This window comes from Clostridium sp. E02 (assembly GCF_003833015.1).
In the GTDB taxonomy this organism is placed as follows: domain Bacteria; phylum Bacillota; class Clostridia; order Lachnospirales; family Lachnospiraceae; genus Lacrimispora.
This window is the reverse complement of sequence record NZ_RJLQ01000012.1, coordinates 124,452-144,605: the sequence shown is the minus strand read 5'-3', so window position 1 is coordinate 144,605 and position 20,154 is coordinate 124,452. Positions and strand designations below refer to the sequence as shown.

The window sequence follows — 20,154 nt, the reverse complement described above, 5'->3', positions numbered from 1 at the left end:
GTTCAATCCACGGTCAAAATCAACTAACTAGCTAATTTATTTCCCGTTTTTACTTGTTGTTTGGTTCGTATACAATTACTTGTATTCGTTCTGAATTTCTCATTCAAAGTCATCAAACATGACTTTTTATTAGAATTTTCAGGGTTTTACATACTGTTCAATCTTCTGTTTTCAAAGTGCTTTTTTTACTTTGTTGCTTCAGCAGCAACTCTCATATATTACCAAATTCAGTCTTTTTTGTCAACTGTTTTTTTTGTCTTTTTCAAAACTTTTTCATCGTATCCCAATGTGTTTTTTCGAAAGATGTTTGTTGCCGTTTTCAGCAACGTGTTATATCATACCAAAGCATATTGCAATTGTCAACACTTTTTTTGCTATTTTTTTCGTTTTTTATTTTGTTGCTATCATAGTGATAATTCCCTTATAAAATGGAACTTATGTATTATATTATGACTGTAGTTTGTCGATATAACGTTGTGGTACATTATTAATATAGAAGGGGGTGTGCTTCTTATGTATGGTTTGAACGCTTCAACACCTTCTGGAAACACAACACTCAGTCCATTCACCATGATGAATAACGTCATAAACTTTAGGAGAGCTTATCAATTGCAGCCAATCATTCCTATCACATTTCCTGTATTCATTAAGAAGACATCATAGCAGCTATATAAATCAATCCATTACCTGTAATAAGCAGGGGAGTCAGTTAATCCATAATGTTAGGGGAGAATACCATGAAAGAGAAAAACAGAAAAGGGTTCTTAGGACTTTTTCAAAATGTTAAACATTTCAAAGATTCATTAAAAAATGTGCCATCAGCAGATGATACCAATGAATTGACAGAAAATCAGAAACCAGAAGCAAAAGTGAATACCCCTCCATCAAAACCGGAAGACACAGAGTCGCTTAAACCAGACACAAATCATGAACAGGCAACCCCTCCACCTTCTCTTATATGGGAATCCTGCAACAATGATCCACTTCTTGTAAGAGTGGACGAAGAATTATTAGAAATTGAGTACAAACAGTTTGGAAGTAAAATGAAATCTCTTTCAAACGCAATGAAATCCACAGCAGCATCAACCAAGGCAGGAGAAACTGAACCAGATCAAGGGGAACTAGATCAAGAAGAACCACATCAAGAGCAAGAGCCCGATCCTATAGCAGCACAACCACATCTTTACCTGTCGAATGATCAGATGGCGGCCTGGATTTACGTAATTCCTCCCATTAATAATGGTGCGGATATTAAAGAGGAAGATTTGAAAGCATTATTAGCTCAAGAGCACATAACAGTCGGTATCATGGAAGATGAGCTAAAATCAATTGTTGAAAACAAAACGTATGAAAAGGTAGTCCTGATCGCCAAAGGGATTCTGGCACGGAACGGAATTGATGGAACAATCAAAGATAATTTCAAACGAATTGTCAATCTTGAATTCGAAGAAGACGAAAATGGTTCTGTGGATTATAAACATCTAAATAACATCCAATCCGTTAAAGAGGGCGAAGTAATCAGCGAAATCAGCACTTCCATACCTGGAGAAGACGGTAAAACTGTAACTGGGAAATCCTATCCCTGTGATATTAAGGGAACGAATGTCCCAGTCCCCTCTGGTCGAAACACTACGCTTACTGAGGACAGAACTCTTCTTCTTTCACAGAAAACTGGTCACGTCACCTTTGCAAACGGTAAGTTTCAGGTAGATCCAATTCTAAAAATCAATGGAAATGTAGATAATAATACGGGTAATCTAGACTATGACGGAGATATTTTAATTGCAGGTGATGTTAGAAATGGTTTCTCTGTAAAAGCAACCGGAAGCATTGATATTCGTGGTTCCGTAGAAGGAGCTGAAATTTCAGCACAAGGACCTATTGTTATCGCCAGTGGAGTCTCTGGAAATGGGAAGGGATCGCTTTATTCCGATGCCTATATAAAATGTAGGTATTTAGAGCACTGCAGTGTAACTGCAAAAGGTAATGTATACGCGGAAAGTATCATTAACTCAAAGGTAAAAAGCAGTGAAGATATCATTGTCACAGCTGGAATTGGAGTGATTATAGGCGGTTCCCTTCTTGCAACCAACAATATAAGTGCTAAAATGATTGGTTCTAAAGTACGCCGGCTGGTGACTGAACTTATTATAGCTAATATACCAAAAGACGTAGAGGAGTCCACACGACTTACTCGTGAACTCGAACAACTTCAACACAATTTAGAAGAAATACGAAAGAATATTACTTATCTGGAGACAGTACAACGGCAAGACAAGCAGCAATTACTGGAAAATTTAAAACAGGCTTCCGATATCCTAGCAATCCGGGAGAATGAAATCAATGACCGTCTCACCGTAATCAATGAAAAAGACATGGAACAGACTGGAATAATCCAGAGCCAGCAATTGTTGCCTGTCGTTCGAATTCGTATCGGTTCATCCAGCCTCATGATCCAAGAGGAGCATTCCAGCTGCACTATATACAAAAATAGTGAAGGCGATATAATAATTGGTAGTAAGTAGTTTTAATGGGAGGGATATTATTATGAAAAAGAAGATTATGATTGTTGATGATTCCATATTAATCAGAAAAGAAATAGAACAATTACTAGAAGGAACTGAATACCAGGTAATCTGTCAGTGCAAAAAAGGTGAGGAGGCGCTGGTAAGCTATGAAATTGAAAAGCCTGATCTTGTAACTATGGATATTATAATGCCAGGTATCAATGGTATTGAAACATCCAAACAATTGCTGAATCGTCACCCAGAGGCTGGCATCATTATCATCAGCTCTCTTGCCTACGACAAAACATTGCAGATGGTGGCGGACTTGAATCCTTCTATCCCAGTTGTTTTTAAACCAATTGAAACATCACATTTTATAGAAGCTTTGTCAAAGGTAAGCAAAACACTTCAAACAAACAAGAATTGATTTTATAAACATAAAAAGCCTTATGACAGCTGTTATGCTTGTCATAAGGCTTTTATGATCAAATGATTTTATTCTTGTCGCTAAAATCCATAGGATTTGAAAGCTGGTGGGAAGCAGTCTGCATACGCAGCTTCATCAGCTCAACTAGATAGAGATAGTCTTCTTTTTTTGTACCGATTTCAGAAGACTCACCACTCCCACTCGTGCCCGTCAGATTGTATATGGCATGAATGGCATTTTGTATATCATAACTACCATATGTGTTCTGATATGTGTTCTGATATGTATTCAGCATACCGTACATATTACCAGTCATGCCGTCATCATAAGTACCCTCTTCACTCCCCATATCTTTCATAATCTTTTTTACATATTCCTGGGTCTCTTTAAAAGGTGGAACCCCTCCATACTTTCGTACGTTATTGCTTCCAGCATTATAGGCCGCCAATGTCAGTTTTACATCTCCGTTATAACGCTCCAGATTTTCTTTTAGATATTTTGCACCGCCCATAATATTGCTCCGTGCATCGTAGGGATCCGAAACCCCTAACGCTCTCGCCGTTGCAGGCATTAGCTGCATTATGCCTGCAGCTCCCTTTGGTGATGTAGCTGAAGCATTAAAATTAGACTCTGCTTTTGCTACCGCTTTCAGCAATTTTGTAGAAACCCCATATTTTTTAGAAGCTTCTTGAAACATTGACTCCATATTAGACGGAACATTCAGAGCCGATTGAAATGTTCGTTTAAAACTACCTTTTACTTCATTCGCAGCTTTGTATCCCTTCTCCACTATGCCTGATTTAGCAAGTGCAGATAGTCGTAACTGGTCTATCGTCACCACTTTTTGCTCCTCCTAGTACTTATTTTAAGTTAAGTGCTACTTCGTAAACCATCTTCCAGTTTCATCCACCCAAAATCCGTCTATATTGGTATTACTAGCCATACTTCCATCTTTATAAAAGTAATACCAAACGTTTGGTTGTACCTGTACCCACCCGGTCAGCATCTCCCCACCAGCAGGATTTAAATAATACCATTTTTCATTTATAAACCGCCATCCGGTAAGCAATCTACCATCGGCTGGATTTAAATAATACCATCTTTGGCCAGATAACAACCAGCCAGTTTGACAAATCCCGCTGCCATCAAAATAATACCAATCATTTAATATCTGTTTCCAACTATTTCTCGGTAATCCCCCATCTTCCTGAAGGTAGGTATTGCCCTTCCACTTCCCGGCCGTGTCTCCTTCATATTCCATAAATATATCTTCAGAAGTAACATATTCCCCTTCTTTCAAATATTTTCTGTCACTAGAAGTATTTCCCACCGCACGGACTTCGTAATAATAAATCGCATCTTTCTTCATATACTCGGAAAGATCTACTACGTTAGTTCCCACACGAATTCTCTTTATTAATTTATCATCCGCATAAAGTGCCACTTGATAACCGGTTGCGAATTCTACCTTGTCCCAAACTGCCTTTGTTTTTCTGCTGTCACTCCACCCCGCTCGTGCAGTGGTACCCAACCGTACAACTGGAGTATAATCTACCTTAATCTCCAACGTATGATTATCCGTCGCTTTCGCTGATACAAAATTACCACCCGTGATTTTACACTTAGAACGATTATATGCATCCGCAAAAATCATAGTATCAGAGGTTAAATATACACTCACACGTTCTGGCTTAGCTGCTTTCCATTTACTAACATCATGCTTCCAAAGTGTGTCCTGTACCGTAACTCCTGAAACGGAGGTAGAAACTTCAGGTATAAGAATTTCCTGATCCCCATACTTACTATCGAATTTTAAATTCACACTTCGAATAACAATCGATTCGTCCGCTAATGTTTTAACAGGAAGTACGAATGTAAATCCCATTATGAGTGCAGCTAAGAACAAACCCATCTTCTTCGTCTTTTCCGTCCTCATCATTATTCCCATACTCCATCCTGATTTATTATATATCCATCAATGGCTGCATTCACAACCATGGTTCCATCCTGATTAAAATATCTCCAATATCCATCAAATTTTTGCCAGCCAGTCATCATAATCCCCTCCTGGTTGGTGTAATAGGTCTGTCCATCTCTGGTGATCAAACCTTTTAGCATAACACCTTCCACACCATTGGTTACGGTATTTAAATAATACCATCTCCCTGCCTGATTCAACCAGCCCGTTTGCATAGCACCTTTGTTGTTAAAAAAGAAAGAATGCCCATCAATCACCTGCCAACCAGTGGCTGCTGCCCCATACGGGGCTTCATGTCCCTGATCGGGATAAAAATAGTACCAGGTATTATCTATCTTATTCCAGCCAGTTACCATCGCACCATTTGCTGCCATATAATAAATGTCCCTGTCAGTAAGAAACCAGCCAGTTACCATCTTACCCGTCTGATCAAATCTGTAATAGACATCATCAAGAACCAGCCATGAATTTGCCTGAACCGTTCCGTCTGCATACTGATATTGCCATAAACCTGACTGTTCCAACCAACCTGTTTTCGTACTGTTTGCCACCCCGTCTACAGTATCAGAACTTTTCCCCGTTCCATCAGAAACATCTCTTGCACGAATAACAAGTTCATCGGATTCTACCCAGCCACTCTTTTTCCCATTCTTTAATTCATCTTGTTTAAACGGCACAGATCGGATTTTAAAGGAATAGGTCCCTTCCTCTGTCATATAAGGGTAAAAATTGAAGGTGGTTGCCTTTACTTGCTCTTTTTTTACTATCGCTTTCTTCCCCCGATAAAGCCAAACATCATATGCTCCGGATGTGTTATCTCCTTTTGACCATACAGCGTGGCCTAGTCTGGTATCCTTCCAGCCCACATCCTCTGGCTCCGCATACAGTCCTTTCATCGGTTTGGTTCTAAGCGTCACCACAAGATCACTCCCACTTCTCTTGGCACTGACATAAGAGCCCCCGTTTATTTTTATCTTAGTCGCTTCGTAAGAAGATTTAAAATAAGCATCATATTCATCGGAGGGGGAAAGAGTGACACTCATCCTTGGTTCTTCCCCTATGGTCATATCTTTTGAAGCGGATGTAATCCACTTGGCTTCCCTTACGGTATACCTTTTGTCTCCAGAAGATATGTAACAGTCTCCATCCTTTTGATCAATCTTGATATCTGGTAGCCGATCACCTGCTTCAATCTTCATTCCAACTTTTATGCTGATTGAACTTATTGTTTCGGTTGCCAGCACTCTTTCTGGAGTCAGATATAGGCAAAGCACTGACAAAATACACAAGATCAAAGCTTTCTTTTGTTGTTTCATGCTATCGCTCCTTTTCTTTAAACTAAATAAACCAAACAGCCTATTAATAGGTTGTCGACATTCCCGGAGCGGAAAATAAGGATTTATTGTACTTTTCTGTTTTTCAACTGTTCCTGAAATGTAAACTTCCTCACAAGAGATTCCTGAAAAGAGGTCTGATCGAAAAAGCGACCGCCGTAACGGTAACTTTCCCCCCATAGAATAGACACTTTTAACATGGAACTGCCCGTGGATGTCTTAAATAGAAAGGAGTAGACATCACCTTGTGTTAATTCTGCTTCCGATTCAAAACCAATTCCACCTGCACTGATGTCTTTGATTTTCGCTGGAACGTGAATCGAATTCCCCTCATGGTCCACTCCTTCCAGCTCTACCAGAAGGGATACTCTAACTTTTAAATCTTTGCGCCTTTGTTCCACACAAATGTGTTCCACGATTCTACAAGGGACCTTATAAATCGCCCTGCCTAATTCGCCAACTTCATCTCCCGTCACTTTAAGCCTTCCAGACAGACTGCACTTGCAGGTAACAAGCCCTTGGATTGCATCATAAAAAACAACAATAGACTCGGTATTTACCTTATCCATATCCTCTTCTTGGTCAAAAATCAGTCCCATTTCTTCTTGTTCCCCATCGAGTACTCTTACTTCTGCCAAAAAAACATTATCCAAAGAATAAATACAAGCTTTTTCGCACTCTTTAAACATAGACTTACTCCACCGCTTCCTATTTTAATATTTCCTCTTCTTCTGTTTCTATCAGTTCTTCTTCTACCGTCATAATTTTTTCTTTTTCCGTTCCAGGTGCAAAATCCAGGAAATAAAGATAAATATCTACAATTGCCTGATACAGTTCTTCCGGTACCTGGCTTCCCAGTTCTAATTGCGTCAAAATGGTGGCCAAAGAATTATCTTCATAAACAGGTACCCCATTTTCATTGGCTGCTTCCACAATCTTTTCTGCCATATACCCCATTCCTGACGCAACAATAACTGGAGAGCGGTTTTTCGCATCATCGTATTTTAATGCAACCGCTTTTTTATTTAACGTATTTTTAAATTGTGACATCGACTGAATTTCTCCTTTCCTGGATTTTCGGAAAAACTGTGAGTGGAGAAGTTGGACCTTCTCCCGCATACAAAAATATATTATCACTGCGAAAATGATATTTTTCCATAATACTTTTGATGCCTTTTTGTATATTTGACTCAGATTTTGTAATCTTTTCTGGATAATAAATTTGGAGAACTGAGTTGCTTTCCCCATAAAGCATCAAAAGTTTAAACTGTCCCAAATCTTTGATATCAAACTTGGCGAATATCCGGACTCTCCGCTCCACACCTGCCTGAGTGCTGCTACCCTCTTCATCTGGATCAATCCACATTTCAGAAAATAATTTCTTTCCTCCGATATGAATTGGGAACGCAAGATGGAGCAAAGGCATGTAGACACTCTCGTTGAGAACCATGTTGTGAAGTAAGTTTAAAAACATCTGCTTATTTTCAAGTCCCGTATCACCATTGGCCCCCATACTTACAAAATCTATAAATTTGTCTGCCCATTCATTCTTTCCAGCAGCCTGCTCCATATCCACTTGTTCAAGCAGTTCTCCAAATTCTTCCATGGAGGTGTTCCCAAAATGCTTCCGAAATCCTTGATATCCCGTTAATTTTGAGAAAGCTTGTAACACATCCTCCCGGTTCCCATTCTCATATCTTGAAATCAAGACAGTTAAAAGGGATATCTTATCCCGAAACGTTCCCATTTCGTGATTCTGAGCTACATACTTACCAAGCATTGGCAGAAGTTTCTCCTTTAACAAAACTGCATTGGAAGAAGTATCCCCAGCACTGGCAGACAGATTCAAAGCATTCAGCAGATTCTCAATCTGGTCTGCAGTCTGTTTAAACACATATGCCTTCATACCATCCACATTATTAAATATATCATGAAGTATATGCTTGCCGGAAGACATATCATTAAATTTTCGAATAAAATTCAAAACATCAGTTTTTAAGTCAACAGAATTTGTATCTGACATCACGTGACGGAGCTGTTCGAAAATCCCTCCATTGAATCGAACAGATGACTCTGCCTGATCTTTGATGAAGCCAAGAATTTCTTCATCCTTCATCTGAGCTGCCTGAAAAAAAGAAGCGATCTGTTTTGCAGCTTCTTCTCCCATCACACCTCCTGTAAGCACATCCTCTCCCTGAAAAAATATATCTGTGAAAATCTTGGAAAGATCTGGCATGTTTTTAATTGAATTTAAAAATGTTCCAAAATTAGAACCGTACTGGAATGCCAACTGCTGTTCTTTGCTTCCACCTGAGTCAGTCCGGTTATCCCCTCTTGTGACTTTGCTTGGATCCACAGGGTTTTGTATCTGTACTCCCTGCCCTGCCTGGGGGTTATTTTTGATGCTTGAGTTGTCATAACCGGACATCGGTGTCGTTACTTTTAAAATATCTGCCATATTATGCCTCCATGTATATGGTGTTTCCTTTTATTTTTTCAAAAGGTTCTGTGATTTGCTATTATTTTTTGACCAGCCATACCGATATTTAAATATATACTAAACTAGACAAGGCGGTGTAAATATTATGGATAACGGCATGGATAATATGCTTGATATGTATCTTTTTGAAACCAATTCTCTTCTGGAGCAGTTGGATGAGCTCCTGATAGAAGCCGAAAAAGCAGGAGATTTTACGGTGGACGATGTGAACGAAATTTTTCGTATTATGCACACCATTAAGGGATCCTCTGCCATGATGGAGTTTTCTTCATTGATGCAAATCGCTCACCACATAGAAGATTTATTCTTTTTTATTCGTGAACATGGGCTGGATTCCTTTGACACTTCTCACAAGAGCACTCTTTTTGACTTGATGTTCCGTTCTACGGATCTGCTTCGTGCTGAGGTGGCAAAGGTAGAAAACAACGAGCCGCTTAGTGATAATGTCGACAATCTCACGGAGGAAATTAATACCTTTCTTAAAAAAATAAGCACAGATGGCGTAAAAACAACAAAAGATGAAGGCATCAGCAGCAAACCAGAATCAAAAAAAACGGTACAGCCAGAAGAGACTGTTAATGCAACTTCCAGTCTGGATGAGATCCGGATGGATCTGGCAGGATGTCCAGATGATAACTCTGCATTTTTCTTAAGAATCTTTTTTGACGAGGGATGTGGAATGGAGCACCTTCGTGCATTCATGCTTGTAACCTCATTAAAAGAGTCTGGTCTGGAATTTGGTTTTTATCCCAAAGATGTGGAAACAAACAGTAAAACCATGGGCTCTATCATTGAAAAAGGATTTTTCCTCACCTTTAATTCTAGAGACGATGTAGACTCCGCAATTTCACAAATTAATAATTTAAATAATATAAGATCTTATGAACTCATAGAAAACATTCGATCAAAAGATTCTGTTGAGAAAAAACAAGTAAAATCTGTTTCCCCCTCCTCAGCTGCGCCCGCAGTACGTGAAAAGGCGGCACCCGCTAACGCTCCGGCTGCAAGCTCCGGTCATCAAATGCCAAGTAAGCAGAACTTAATCAACGTTAATCTTGCAAAACTGGACAACTTAGTTGCCATTGTCGGCGAGATTGTTATAACAGAATCCATGGTAACTTCTTCTCCTGAAATCCAGAATTTAAAAAACTTAGACAGTTTTTTAAAGGCAACCAGACAGCTTCGCAAATTGACGGATGATCTTCAGGATATTGTAATGTCTCTGCGCATGGTTCCTATTTCCGGTGTTTTCCAGAAGATGAACCGAATTGTAAGAGACATGAAGCAGAAACTTAAAAAAGACGTTCGCCTGACCATCATAGGTGAGCATACGGAAGTAGATAAATCCATTGTTGATAGCATTGGAGACCCTATCATGCATATTGTTCGAAATTCTATGGACCATGGAATTGAAGAAACAGAAGAAGACCGTATTGCAGCTGGCAAGGATCCACAGGGTGAGATTATTCTTTCCGCCACGCATACAACCAATGAAGTCGTTATTTCCATCAGTGATGACGGAAAAGGGGCAGATCCCGCTGGAATTTTGGCAAAGGCAAAGAGAAACGGTATTTTAACAAAACCGGAGAATGAATACACACAAAAAGAAATTCTTTCTCTTTTACTGGCTCCTGGATTTTCTACCAATGAAGTCGTAACGGAATTTTCTGGCCGGGGTGTTGGCATGGATGTTGTAAAGAAAAACGTGGAAACCATAGGTGGTACCGTAACCGTATCAAGTGAGCTTGGAAAGGGTATGTGTACTACGTTAAAGATTCCTCTTACTATGGCTATTGTTGACGGTATGGAGATTTCAGTTGGAAAATCCGTATTTACGATTCCAATTGCCAATATTCGTCAGTCCTTTAAAGTTAAAAAGGAAGAGGTAATCTATGATACAGAAGGCAATGAAATTATTAAATGCATGAATCAGTTCTATCCGATCGTGAGAATACACAGACTATATAATATTGATACAGACGTTGCCAATATTGAAGACGGAATTCTGGTATGGGTAGAATCTGGGGATAAATCCTATTGTCTCTTTGTTGATGATCTGCTTGGAGAACAGCAAGTGGTTGTAAAACCTCTTCCGGTCTATTTAAACAGCTTTAACATCAAGGATTCCGGTATCAGTGGCTGTACGATCCTGGGCGATGGTAATATCAGTATTATTTTAGACGTGCTGAATCTATTTTCGGCTTCACAACATTAATAAAATAGGAATTGGAGGAATACACATGTCAGCAGAGAATACACGAACCGCTATGGCCGATTCGGAGAAAATCACTTACGGCGACCTTACTTCTGATGTTTTAGAGAATATGGAACGCTATTTAACCTTCCGCTCCGATAATTTGATCTTTGGAGTAAGTACCAACTATATCATTGAAATCATCACCAATCACGTAATCACAACGATGCCCATGATGCCTAATTATGTGAAGGGAATTATTAATTTAAGAGGGCAGATCGTACCAATTATTGATATTCGCCTGAGACTGGGAAAACCAGCCATTGAATATACGAGCACGACTTGTGTCATTGTTTTAAATGTAGATTCTGTTTTTATAGGCATTGTGGTTGATGACGTGGAACAGGTTCTTGATATTGATTACTCAAGAATCTCTTCTGTACCAGCCAATAACCGGGAAGAACTGGTTAGTGGCATGATCTCTATGCCGGATAACAAAGTTGTTCTGCTTCTGGATAGCGAAACACTCGTGAATAACTCGTAAAGGACGGCACTCTATGTTAACACTTTCACAACAAGACTTCCTTCGTCTGGTCCAATTTGTCAAAAAGAATTACGGGATCGACCTTTCGAAAAAAATACAGCTAATTATGGGACGATTATCAAATACAATCCTCTCATTGGGGTATACATCCTTTACGGATTATATTGACCATGTTATTTCTTCAAAAAATCCGGCTGACTTAGAAGTCATGTTGAATAAACTAACCACCAACTATACATATTTTATGAGAGAAGAAGCTCATTTTCAGTTTTTCAAAGATACAATTCTTCCTTATTTATTAAGTACAAAAAAAAATAAAGTTTTGAGTATATGGAGTGCAGGCTGTTCTTCCGGAGAAGAACCATATACCATATCAATGCTTATAAAGGAAACCCTAGGGGCGCAAGCCGCCCTCTGGGATACCCGGGTTCTTGCAACCGACATCTCGCAAAATGCCTTACGTGCAGCAAAAGAAGCGGTCTATGACGAAGATTCCCTGAAAAATTTATCTCCTACATGGAAAAATAAATATTTTGTAAAAACAGGTCAGGAAGGTGTTTATTCTGTGGCTCCTTCCATTAAGTCTAATGTTATATTTCAGACCTTTAATCTAATGGAACCAATTCGGTTTCGATTAAAATTTGATGTTATATTCTGTAGGAATGTGATGATTTATTTTGATCAGAATACAAAAGACGGTTTGATCCAGCGTTTCTATGAAGCAACTGCTCCGGGCGGTTATCTTCTGATTGGCCATTCAGAAACAATTAATAAGGAAAAGACTCCTTATAAATATTTGATGCCGGCTACTTACCGAAAAGAATAATCTGCCTAATATAAAATCTATTTACTTTGGTTCTACCTGGTAAATGGATTTTATATTACACAGATTTTTACAAGCTACCGCATTTATACGGCAACTTATCTATCGAATTTCAGTTACACAGAATGGAGTAAATTATGAATGAAAAAATTAGAGTTTTTATTGTAGATGATTCCCTGCTGTTTCGCAAAGTTTTGATTGATAATCTCTCTCAAAATCCCAATATTGAGGTGATTGGCTATGCGATGGATGCATACGATGCGGAACGTAAAATCCCCCTGCTAAAACCTGACGTAGTAACGGTAGATGTTGAAATGCCTCGTCTCAATGGCATTGATTTCGTCAAAAAGCTACTTCCTAACTATCAGGTGCCAGTCATATTGGTTTCTTCCCTTGACTTAAATGTATTCGATGCACTCTCGGCAGGTGTTGTTGACTTTGTTCGCAAACCTGACATGACCACAGGCAATCACACCAATTTGTTTTTAAAAACTCTTATGAGCAAGATATACATTGCTTCCAGAGCCAAAATAAAGGTCTCATCCGTTCCCCGTCCTCCTATTAATCTACCAGTTACAGGGGGGGTAAAACCATTTGGTCCGTTTGCCTATCAGACTATCATTGCCATCGGAGCATCAACTGGTGGAACCGAAGCAACCCTTCAGGTATTAAAGGATCTTCCAGAGGATACTCCCGGTATTGTAGTAACACAGCATATGCCAGAAGGATTTACTAAAATGTATGCAGACCGATTAAACCGCCTCTGCCATATGAAGGTAAAAGAAGCACAAAGCGGCGATGTGATAGAAAGAGGTCAGGTACTCATAGCACCTGGTGACTTTCAGATGAAGGTAGTGCGCATTGGATCCCGTTATAGTGTAAACTGCTATTCTGGTGAAAAGGTCAGTGGGCACCGACCGTCTGTGGATGTCTTATTTCAATCCATTGCGGATACAGCTGGTTCTTCCTCCGTAGGAATTATTATGACCGGTATGGGAAGAGATGGAGCAGATGGACTTCTCAATATGAAAAAAAAGGGAGCCTTTACCATTGGCCAGGATGCGGAAAGCTGTGTTGTCTACGGTATGCCTATGGTTGCTTTCAACATCGGTGCGGTTACTAAGCAGGTATCCTGTTCAAACATCTCCAATGTACTGCTTAAACATTTATATTCACTTTCGTAAAGAAAATCAACGCAACTACGTTAATATTTAATGCAAACTGACGATATTATACATGTAAAGTAAAAACAAATGTATTTTAAACGCTCTTAGAAAGGAGTAATATAATGCGTATTTTAACGAATTATCTTAGTACGCTGCATAATACATCCATGATGCAAAAAAATCAGGATTTATCCGGAACTACTACTTCAGATAACAAGAAAAACAATTATGATGAAATCACCATACGGTCCGTTTCCCAAGATAAAGTAGAGACCAAGTTTATTTCTGCAGTGAAGAACAAACTTATGAATGAGATCATGAGTCCGACACCGGAAGCAAAACTGGATTTGCTGAAAAAACAAATGGAAAAAGGAACTTATCACGTCGATCCAAATAAGATTGCCGACAAGATTCTTTTAAATAAAGGAGCGGAACTCGATGAATGAATTGATAGCAGTGATTGAAGATCTGATTGCGTTATTTAAGGATATGATCCAGATCGAACAAGTCAAATTAGATGCAGCAAAAAAGAATCGAATTACCTATGTGGAAGATTGTATGAACAAAGAGCAGGCTGCTATTTTAAAGCTTAAGGGTCTCGAAAAGAAACGTGCTTTTACACAAGAAAAAATCGGCTTAAAAGACTTTACTTTTCAACAGATTCTTGAAGAAACAAAAGGTGACGATCACGCAAAGCTTCAGGAATTGTTTCACACCCTCTCTCATCAAGTCTATCTTTTTCAGGACACCAATGATAGTGCCCGGACGATGATAGAGATTAATTTACACAACATTAATAAAGCAATTGATCATTCCAAAGATAGAACGGACACAAACAAGAAGAAATGGGAGGGACTCATATGACACGATCCACATTCTCCGGCTTTACCATTGCTCAATTAGCCATGGCTTCCAGCCAGCGTGCTCTAGACGTCACCGGACAGAATATAGCAAATATCAATACCAAGGGTTATACGAGACAACGAGTGGACCTTGTAAGCCTGAACCTAAGAGGTGCAAGCCCGTACAGCACCAATCCCGGCTCAAAGATCGGTTATGGAGTAGAGATAGCAGGTATTTCACAGATACGTGATCCATTTCTTGACGTGCAGTACCGCAATCAGATTGCCAAAGTAGGGACAGCAGACGGGCATCAGGCAACTCTTGATGAACTTGCCGATATTTTCGATGAGACGGATACCGATGCTTTAAAGAAAGCACTCAGCGACTTAAGCAGCAGTTTGGACAAGTTGTCTTCGAATGCAGGTAACAGCGAATTTGATAGCATTGTCCGTTCCAGATGTCAGGTTCTTTTGAATTATATCCATCAAAAAGCTGCCGATCTAAGTAGTGTACGGGAAGGTACCCTCGAAGGGCTTGAAAAAACCGATATCCCTACAGTTAACGGTTTATTGTCTGATATCGGTGAGCTTAATGATACAATCTGGAAAAGTCAGGTTCTTGGAAATCCCTCTCTTGAACTATTAGACCAAAGAAACAATAAGTTAGATGAATTGGCCAGTTATCTTCCAATTAGCGTGACTTACAAAGAAGTAGAGCTTGGAACAGGAAACAAATTCAACTATCCAGTTGTTACATTTAATGGATCCGATGGTATGACTTTTCCTCTCACAGGAGGAGAACATGGTGAAAACTTTGCATCTCTTTCCATGGACCGAAATGTTGATCACAAGGGGAAACCAGATGGTACCGTAAGCATTCACTTAATCCCAGCCAGCGATTTACCTGCTTATGCAGATACTTCTGAGTTAAAGACGGATATCACAAACTATTTAAAAGAAGGCTCTTTACAGGGCACCGTCGATATGTTGAATAAATCTGGAGAACTTGATAGCCCTGCCACCGATTACCGGGGGATTGGCTACTATGAGAAAGCATTTGATTCTTTTGTACAATCCTTTGCTAATACATTGAACGATTTAAACGGTCACATGCATACTTATACTGGAACAAACGGGATGCCAACAACCGGTAATGCAAAAGAACTAACCAGTACAGGAGCTGAACTGGCAGAGTTTAGTATTGGCTTTTCAAAAACATCTGGAAACTTCTTGGAAAATGAAACAATAACAGTGAATGGAACCACCTTAACATTCGGAGACGGAACAAAAGGAACCATAAAGATTGGCAGCACTCTACAGGAAAGTATGGTTAATTTAGCCGATAAACTAAGCAAAGATCCTGCTACCAAAACTTTAGATGTAGCGGGAACTCCTCAATCCGGCACCTGGTCATACGACGGATCATCGAAAAAGATGACTTGGAAAAGCACCAATCCCGTGCCCTCCGGTACCGAGATTAAAAGTGACAGTATCAAAATGAGCAGCTTTCAATATAAGGCTTATGCTGGCAATGTGCGGAATTTCGATCTGTTCCAGACTACCGATGGAAGTAAGGATTTTTCTGCCAGTAACATTAAAATTGCAGATGACTGGATGAATAACAGCATCCATATTGTTTCCTCTCATGATGAAGATGCAGGTTCTACCGCCAATGATAATATCATTAAGATGTTAAAATCTTTGACGGAGGAACGGGAATTCAAATATAAATACACGTATATGGACAATAGTGGAGTTGAGCAGACAAAAGAGATCAGCTACTACAAAGGTAGTTATTCCCAGTGCTATTCCAACTTAGAAAACACACAGGGGATCGACAGCAAAGCAAATAAAGCAATTTTAATCAATCATATATCTGTTCTAAATCAAACTGCCGATAGCAAGGATAGCGTATCTGGTGTGTCATTGGATGAGGAAGGCATTGATTTGATGCATTATCAAAGATCTTATACTGCCGCCGCACGCCTTATGACGACGCTGGATGAAGCTTTGGACGTTTTGATAAATAAAACCGGAATTGTAGGACGATAGGAGGATACGCTATGAGAATTACAACAAGTGCTATCATTAGAAATTACAAGAGTAACCTGTCAACATCTATCTCAAATTTGAATTTATCCAGAACCCATGTAATGACACAACGGAGTTTTAACAGTGTTGCAGAAGATCCTGGATCAGCAGCCAGAGCTTCTCAGCTTCATCGTAGATATTACAAGAATCAGGATAATTTAGATATGTTAAGTGACGTTCAGTCCCGTCAAGATGGACAGGAAGATGCGTTAAGACAGATTTCTGATGTAGTGAAAACAATCGGTAAAGATTACAATATAAAAGTGATGAATAGCACCAACCAAACTCCGGAAATAAGAAAGACTTATGCAACTGCGATCCGACAGTTTCAAAAGTCTATGGTGTTAAGTCTTAATTCAACTTATGAGGATACTTATCTCTTTGCAGGTACTGATGGAAAAAATCCACCATTTGATTTATCCTCAGATGGAACACTCACTTACCGGGGAGTGAATGTAGACTCTAGTGGTGGAAGCGACTTATCTCAACTTAAAAATTTATCAAACGATAACTTATTTGTAGATCTAGGGATGGGACTTACATTGAATGAATACGATCAAGTGGACCCTTCTAGTGCGTTTAATATATCCTTACCTGGCATAAATGCAGTGGGATTTGGTAAAGATGAAGATGGGATGAGCAATAATGTAATTGTATTAGCAGGACAACTGGCAGATACCCTGGAAGCAGACACGTTTGATTCAGAAGCATATGGGAAACTAATGGGGAAATTTGACAATGTAGCAAGCAGTATTATGAATCAGGTAACCGAACTTGGAGTCAAGACAGAATTCTTAACAACTACAAAAGATCGACTCGATAACAATACTATATCCTTACAGGAACAGATGCAAAAAGTAGAGGGTGTCGATATGGCGAAAGCGCTTACCGATTACTCGTGGGATCAATACGCTTATAACGCTGCATTAAAAATTGGCACCAGCATTTTATCCCCATCTTTTATAGACTTTATGAAATAGAATTATTTCACAGGAGGGTTATGAAATGAAACCATTATTGCAAATTAAAACCATTCCATTAAAGTATGAATTGAAGATTCAACGGGCTGAATTAAAGTATAATAGTTCGAAAAGTGATGTACTTGCCAAAAATCAGAAGGGCAGTCTAGAGATACAAAACAGACCTTCAAAGCTAAGCTTAGATACTTTTAACGCACGTAACTCAGTTTGTCCTACTACAATGACAAGCGTACGCCAGGCAGCTGACAGCGGATTAGAGGCTGCTATGGAGGCGACTGCAAATTATGCAAAGGAGGGAGCCATTTTGTTAGATCCCAATATATCAAATCCGCTAGATGTGATTAACCAACAACGTGCTCAGATGCCTACCGGTGAGTTTGGTATGAGATTTCTCCCTACGACTGGTCCTGATATCGAATGGTCAGAACCCGACATGGATATGAAATACCAGACAGATAAGTTAAGCTTTGACATTAAGGTTGCGAAAGGTGATTATGAATTCATTCCAGGCAATGTAGAAGTTTCTATTACGCAGATGCCAGATGTGGAGATTGAATATATTGGTGAGCCACTTTATGTTCCCCCAAGTGCACGAGATTTTTTTGAGCACGCCCCTATTGACATACTCGCATAACAATCACTTTGGAGGTTCAGATGGAAATTAAAACACAATACTTCGGTACCGTCTCTTATTCAGAAAATGAGATGATCTATTTTCCCGAAGGATTATATGGATTTGCGAATCTAAAAAAATATGTTCCTCTAACATTCCAGGAAAACAGTGATGGACTGATTTCACTACAGTCTATAGAGAATGAAAAAATATCTTTTATTATTATGAATCCATTCCATTTATATTCTGATTACAATCCTGTATTGTCAGAGGAAGATAAAGTTCATCTAAATGCCTCAACCTGCGAAGATAATGTCTCCTATTATGTGATCTGTGTGATTCAGGATTCCATGGAAAACAGCACGGTTAATTTAAAGTCACCAATTGCAGTCAATACAGAAAGCCGGGAGGCAAGACAAGTGATACTAGAGAATCCCCTCTATCAATTCCGCCATCCGTTAAGAGACTTTATCAAAAGGGAGAAATAATATGCTTATTCTTCAAAGAAAAAAAGAGCAGGCACTGGTCATCGGCGATAATATCTCGATCAAAGTACTCGACATCGGAAACGATTGGGTTAAGTTAGCAATTGACGCTCCCAGAGATGTTACTATTTTACGATCCGAGTTGATAGAAGCCGCTTCTGCCAATCAAGAAGCTGTTTCTATCTCTGTGAATGCTGGTTCTATATCCAAAATCAATAAGTTATTTTACGATCAAAAAGACAGTGGAGATACCTGATATTACTTCAGTATCTCCACTGTCTTATCTTATTCAAGTTCATTTTTCATCTTCCATTTTTTCATTATCCAACTTATTAAGAGACTCTGAATCTAGGTAGTTTATCTCTGAATTCAAATGGGGTTGATCTTTGTTATTACGTCTCTCTCTCTTAGCCATAAACCACACTCTCAAATCTGAAAACTTAACCTTCGGTATGATTCTTCCCATATAGCGTAACAATCGTATCCCCCAAAAAACAGGTAATAAAAATCCGAATTTCTCTAAAATCGGATAGATTGTTTCCATATATCTCCGATCCGGAAAAAACCATGTAATTAATTTTTTAATGTGTTCCATTCTACGATTCCGGGCATAGCAATCTGCCACCGTTTTGATTAATGGCAAAAACTTTGAACTAATCTCACGGCCTTCGGTTCCCTTGGAAAGAATATAAGACTCCATTGCATCATAGATTTCCATGTTCTCAATTTCTACGCCTGTACCAAACCACCTGAGTATTAAGTATTCCAACCGTTCTGCGAATTCTGCTATCTTTAACTTCTTTAACTTTCCATAAATATAGGACCATTTAAAACTTTCCGCATATTTTTTGTAAAATACCCAAAAATCCAGAATCTGGCTTAGACTAATATTTCCTTTGGCATAGCCGTCCGTCAAACGGCACATAAGAAATAGATATTGGTCATCTGGTGATAATTCCCGGATACAACGACTCTCCTCTTTCAAAGGAAGAGTAAGAAGAAGTTGCTTGAAAAATCTACGCATCGATATGCTAAAAAAAACGGTGTTGCAATAGCTTAAAACTCTTATTCCCGGAATCCGATAATAGCATCGTACGGAATCGTCTGTTTGTTTTTCTTCAAAATCGACTTCGTGCAGCATATGAAATACGGAATACATTCCCTTTCTACTTACACCAATCTCAATGGAATCCCTACAACACATTTCCTCAATGGGATAACATTGTACGAGCTTCGTATAACTGATAGAAAAACATGGGATCTTTCTTTTTTCCATCAGTGTCAATATTTGTCCTTCACTTTTTTGAAGCCGATCCGTCCGATGCACTGCTTCCAGATATTTATGAAAAAAACGCTCTCGAATGGTCTCTGGTATGGCTTCCTCCAATCCCATAATCCCATAATAAACCACATGAGCTACATGATGATAATCAGCTAACCGGTACATTTTCTCCCAGTCCAACGACCGAATTGGTTCTTGGGATTGTTTTTGATTCATCACCGCGGAAAGCAATGTCATTAAATATCGTTCTTCATATCCTTTACTCATTCCAATTCCATCCTTTATTGATTCCATATCGACTCTCCCGTTGATTGAATCCTTATAAATATCTTAATTTTTTTCAGGTTCAGTCGATAGATATGATATACATGTTATTAATATTTTATCG

Annotated in this window: 20 protein-coding genes; 13 read left to right on the top strand and 7 right to left on the bottom strand. The window is 39.1% G+C overall.

The features are described 5' to 3' along the window. The first annotated feature begins 737 nt into the window (after window positions 1-737). Both EFT72_RS10945 and EFT72_RS10940 read left to right on the top strand, forming a co-directional pair. Window positions 738-2,525, top strand: coding sequence for a FapA family protein (locus tag EFT72_RS10945; RefSeq protein ID WP_164473135.1), 1,788 nt, complete (start codon window positions 738-740; stop codon window positions 2,523-2,525). Window positions 2,526-2,547: 22 nt separating this feature from the next. Beyond that, the gene (locus EFT72_RS10940; protein ID WP_124066945.1) at window positions 2,548-2,934 is read left to right on the top strand and encodes a response regulator; all 387 of its coding nucleotides are present in this window, start codon (window positions 2,548-2,550) and stop codon (window positions 2,932-2,934) included. A gap of 58 nt (window positions 2,935-2,992) precedes the next feature. On the opposite strand, the gene EFT72_RS10935 is transcribed toward EFT72_RS10940, so the two are convergent. The 6 genes from EFT72_RS10935 to EFT72_RS10910 form a co-directional block, all read right to left on the bottom strand. Then, complete coding sequence (locus tag EFT72_RS10935; RefSeq protein WP_243109996.1) at window positions 2,993-3,775, bottom strand: lytic transglycosylase domain-containing protein; 783 nt, start codon at window positions 3,773-3,775, stop codon at window positions 2,993-2,995. 36 nt (window positions 3,776-3,811) lie between these two features. Then, window positions 3,812-4,873, bottom strand: a complete 1,062-nt coding sequence (locus tag EFT72_RS10930) for an N-acetylmuramoyl-L-alanine amidase family protein (protein WP_164473134.1) — start codon at window positions 4,871-4,873, stop codon at window positions 3,812-3,814. Next, window positions 4,873-6,228: an N-acetylmuramoyl-L-alanine amidase family protein gene (locus EFT72_RS10925; protein ID WP_164473133.1), complete on the bottom strand. Its 1,356-nt coding sequence runs from the start codon at window positions 6,226-6,228 to the stop codon at window positions 4,873-4,875. Before EFT72_RS10925 ends, EFT72_RS10930 begins: the two co-directional genes overlap by 1 nt. Before the next feature lie 83 nt (window positions 6,229-6,311). Further along, window positions 6,312-6,935: a PilZ domain-containing protein gene (locus EFT72_RS10920; RefSeq protein ID WP_124066942.1), complete on the bottom strand. Its 624-nt coding sequence runs from the start codon at window positions 6,933-6,935 to the stop codon at window positions 6,312-6,314. 19 nt (window positions 6,936-6,954) lie between these two features. After that, window positions 6,955-7,296 carry an EscU/YscU/HrcU family type III secretion system export apparatus switch protein gene (locus tag EFT72_RS10915; protein WP_124066941.1) on the bottom strand — a complete coding sequence of 114 codons (342 nt, stop codon included), beginning with the start codon at window positions 7,294-7,296 and terminating at the stop codon, window positions 6,955-6,957. Continuing rightward, window positions 7,283-8,704, bottom strand: coding sequence for a hypothetical protein (locus EFT72_RS10910; RefSeq protein ID WP_124066940.1), 1,422 nt, complete (start codon window positions 8,702-8,704; stop codon window positions 7,283-7,285). The genes EFT72_RS10915 and EFT72_RS10910 overlap by 14 nt, the downstream gene beginning before the upstream one ends. 127 nt (window positions 8,705-8,831) lie before the next feature. Here EFT72_RS10910 and EFT72_RS10905 point away from each other — a divergent pair, with 127 nt between their 5' ends. From EFT72_RS10905 to EFT72_RS10855, 11 genes are all read left to right on the top strand, one after another. After that, window positions 8,832-10,961, top strand: a complete 2,130-nt coding sequence (locus tag EFT72_RS10905) for a chemotaxis protein CheA (RefSeq protein WP_206426640.1) — start codon at window positions 8,832-8,834, stop codon at window positions 10,959-10,961. A gap of 25 nt (window positions 10,962-10,986) precedes the next feature. Next, window positions 10,987-11,484 carry a chemotaxis protein CheW gene (locus tag EFT72_RS10900; protein WP_124066939.1) on the top strand — a complete coding sequence of 166 codons (498 nt, stop codon included), beginning with the start codon at window positions 10,987-10,989 and terminating at the stop codon, window positions 11,482-11,484. 13 nt (window positions 11,485-11,497) lie between these two features. After that, window positions 11,498-12,310 (top strand): protein-glutamate O-methyltransferase CheR, encoded by an 813-nt coding sequence (locus tag EFT72_RS10895; RefSeq protein WP_124066938.1) that lies wholly within the window; start codon window positions 11,498-11,500, stop codon window positions 12,308-12,310. A 134-nt stretch (window positions 12,311-12,444) separates the two neighbouring features. Next, window positions 12,445-13,491 carry a chemotaxis response regulator protein-glutamate methylesterase gene (locus tag EFT72_RS10890; RefSeq protein ID WP_124066937.1) on the top strand — a complete coding sequence of 349 codons (1,047 nt, stop codon included), beginning with the start codon at window positions 12,445-12,447 and terminating at the stop codon, window positions 13,489-13,491. 104 nt (window positions 13,492-13,595) lie between these two features. Continuing rightward, entirely contained in the window at window positions 13,596-13,919 is a 324-nt protein-coding gene (locus EFT72_RS10885; protein ID WP_124066936.1) for a flagellar biosynthesis anti-sigma factor FlgM, read from the top strand. Next, complete coding sequence (gene flgN / locus EFT72_RS10880; RefSeq protein WP_124066935.1) at window positions 13,912-14,337, top strand: flagellar export chaperone FlgN; 426 nt, start codon at window positions 13,912-13,914, stop codon at window positions 14,335-14,337. The genes EFT72_RS10885 and flgN overlap by 8 nt, the downstream gene beginning before the upstream one ends. Next, window positions 14,334-16,367 carry a flagellar basal body rod C-terminal domain-containing protein gene (locus EFT72_RS10875; RefSeq protein WP_164473132.1) on the top strand — a complete coding sequence of 678 codons (2,034 nt, stop codon included), beginning with the start codon at window positions 14,334-14,336 and terminating at the stop codon, window positions 16,365-16,367. The genes flgN and EFT72_RS10875 overlap by 4 nt, the downstream gene beginning before the upstream one ends. 11 nt (window positions 16,368-16,378) lie before the next feature. Next, window positions 16,379-17,386 (top strand): hypothetical protein, encoded by a 1,008-nt coding sequence (locus EFT72_RS10870; RefSeq protein ID WP_124066933.1) that lies wholly within the window; start codon window positions 16,379-16,381, stop codon window positions 17,384-17,386. A 25-nt stretch (window positions 17,387-17,411) separates the two neighbouring features. Beyond that, on the top strand, window positions 17,412-18,020 hold the full coding sequence (locus EFT72_RS10865; protein ID WP_124066932.1) for a DUF6470 family protein: 609 nt from the start codon (window positions 17,412-17,414) through the stop codon (window positions 18,018-18,020). Window positions 18,021-18,040: 20 nt separating this feature from the next. Further along, window positions 18,041-18,487 (top strand): flagellar assembly protein FliW, encoded by a 447-nt coding sequence (locus tag EFT72_RS10860; RefSeq protein ID WP_124066931.1) that lies wholly within the window; start codon window positions 18,041-18,043, stop codon window positions 18,485-18,487. Window position 18,488: 1 nt separating this feature from the next. After that, window positions 18,489-18,740, top strand: coding sequence for a carbon storage regulator (locus tag EFT72_RS10855; protein ID WP_124066930.1), 252 nt, complete (start codon window positions 18,489-18,491; stop codon window positions 18,738-18,740). Between the two features lie 39 nt (window positions 18,741-18,779). On the opposite strand, the gene EFT72_RS10850 is transcribed toward EFT72_RS10855, so the two are convergent. After that, on the bottom strand, window positions 18,780-20,060 hold the full coding sequence (locus tag EFT72_RS10850; protein WP_124066929.1) for a nucleotidyltransferase family protein: 1,281 nt from the start codon (window positions 20,058-20,060) through the stop codon (window positions 18,780-18,782). Window positions 20,061-20,154: the final 94 nt, after the last annotated feature.

Coding starts and splice junctions, on each gene's coding strand:
- EFT72_RS10915 (WP_124066941.1), bottom strand. CDS start 7,296: ATGTCACAATTTAAAAATACGTTAAATAAAAAAGCGGTTGCATTAAAA.
- EFT72_RS10900 (WP_124066939.1), top strand. CDS start 10,987: ATGTCAGCAGAGAATACACGAACCGCTATGGCCGATTCGGAGAAAATC.
- EFT72_RS10855 (WP_124066930.1), top strand. CDS start 18,489: ATGCTTATTCTTCAAAGAAAAAAAGAGCAGGCACTGGTCATCGGCGAT.
- EFT72_RS10860 (WP_124066931.1), top strand. CDS start 18,041: ATGGAAATTAAAACACAATACTTCGGTACCGTCTCTTATTCAGAAAAT.
- EFT72_RS10925 (WP_164473133.1), bottom strand. CDS start 6,228: ATGAAACAACAAAAGAAAGCTTTGATCTTGTGTATTTTGTCAGTGCTT.
- EFT72_RS10850 (WP_124066929.1), bottom strand. CDS start 20,060: ATGGAATCAATAAAGGATGGAATTGGAATGAGTAAAGGATATGAAGAA.
- EFT72_RS10885 (WP_124066936.1), top strand. CDS start 13,596: ATGCGTATTTTAACGAATTATCTTAGTACGCTGCATAATACATCCATG.
- EFT72_RS10910 (WP_124066940.1), bottom strand. CDS start 8,704: ATGGCAGATATTTTAAAAGTAACGACACCGATGTCCGGTTATGACAAC.
- flgN (WP_124066935.1), top strand. CDS start 13,912: ATGAATGAATTGATAGCAGTGATTGAAGATCTGATTGCGTTATTTAAG.
- EFT72_RS10890 (WP_124066937.1), top strand. CDS start 12,445: ATGAATGAAAAAATTAGAGTTTTTATTGTAGATGATTCCCTGCTGTTT.
- EFT72_RS10940 (WP_124066945.1), top strand. CDS start 2,548: ATGAAAAAGAAGATTATGATTGTTGATGATTCCATATTAATCAGAAAA.
- EFT72_RS10945 (WP_164473135.1), top strand. CDS start 738: ATGAAAGAGAAAAACAGAAAAGGGTTCTTAGGACTTTTTCAAAATGTT.
- EFT72_RS10870 (WP_124066933.1), top strand. CDS start 16,379: ATGAGAATTACAACAAGTGCTATCATTAGAAATTACAAGAGTAACCTG.
- EFT72_RS10895 (WP_124066938.1), top strand. CDS start 11,498: ATGTTAACACTTTCACAACAAGACTTCCTTCGTCTGGTCCAATTTGTC.
- EFT72_RS10930 (WP_164473134.1), bottom strand. CDS start 4,873: ATGATGAGGACGGAAAAGACGAAGAAGATGGGTTTGTTCTTAGCTGCA.
- EFT72_RS10865 (WP_124066932.1), top strand. CDS start 17,412: ATGAAACCATTATTGCAAATTAAAACCATTCCATTAAAGTATGAATTG.
- EFT72_RS10905 (WP_206426640.1), top strand. CDS start 8,832: ATGGATAACGGCATGGATAATATGCTTGATATGTATCTTTTTGAAACC.
- EFT72_RS10920 (WP_124066942.1), bottom strand. CDS start 6,935: ATGTTTAAAGAGTGCGAAAAAGCTTGTATTTATTCTTTGGATAATGTT.
- EFT72_RS10875 (WP_164473132.1), top strand. CDS start 14,334: ATGACACGATCCACATTCTCCGGCTTTACCATTGCTCAATTAGCCATG.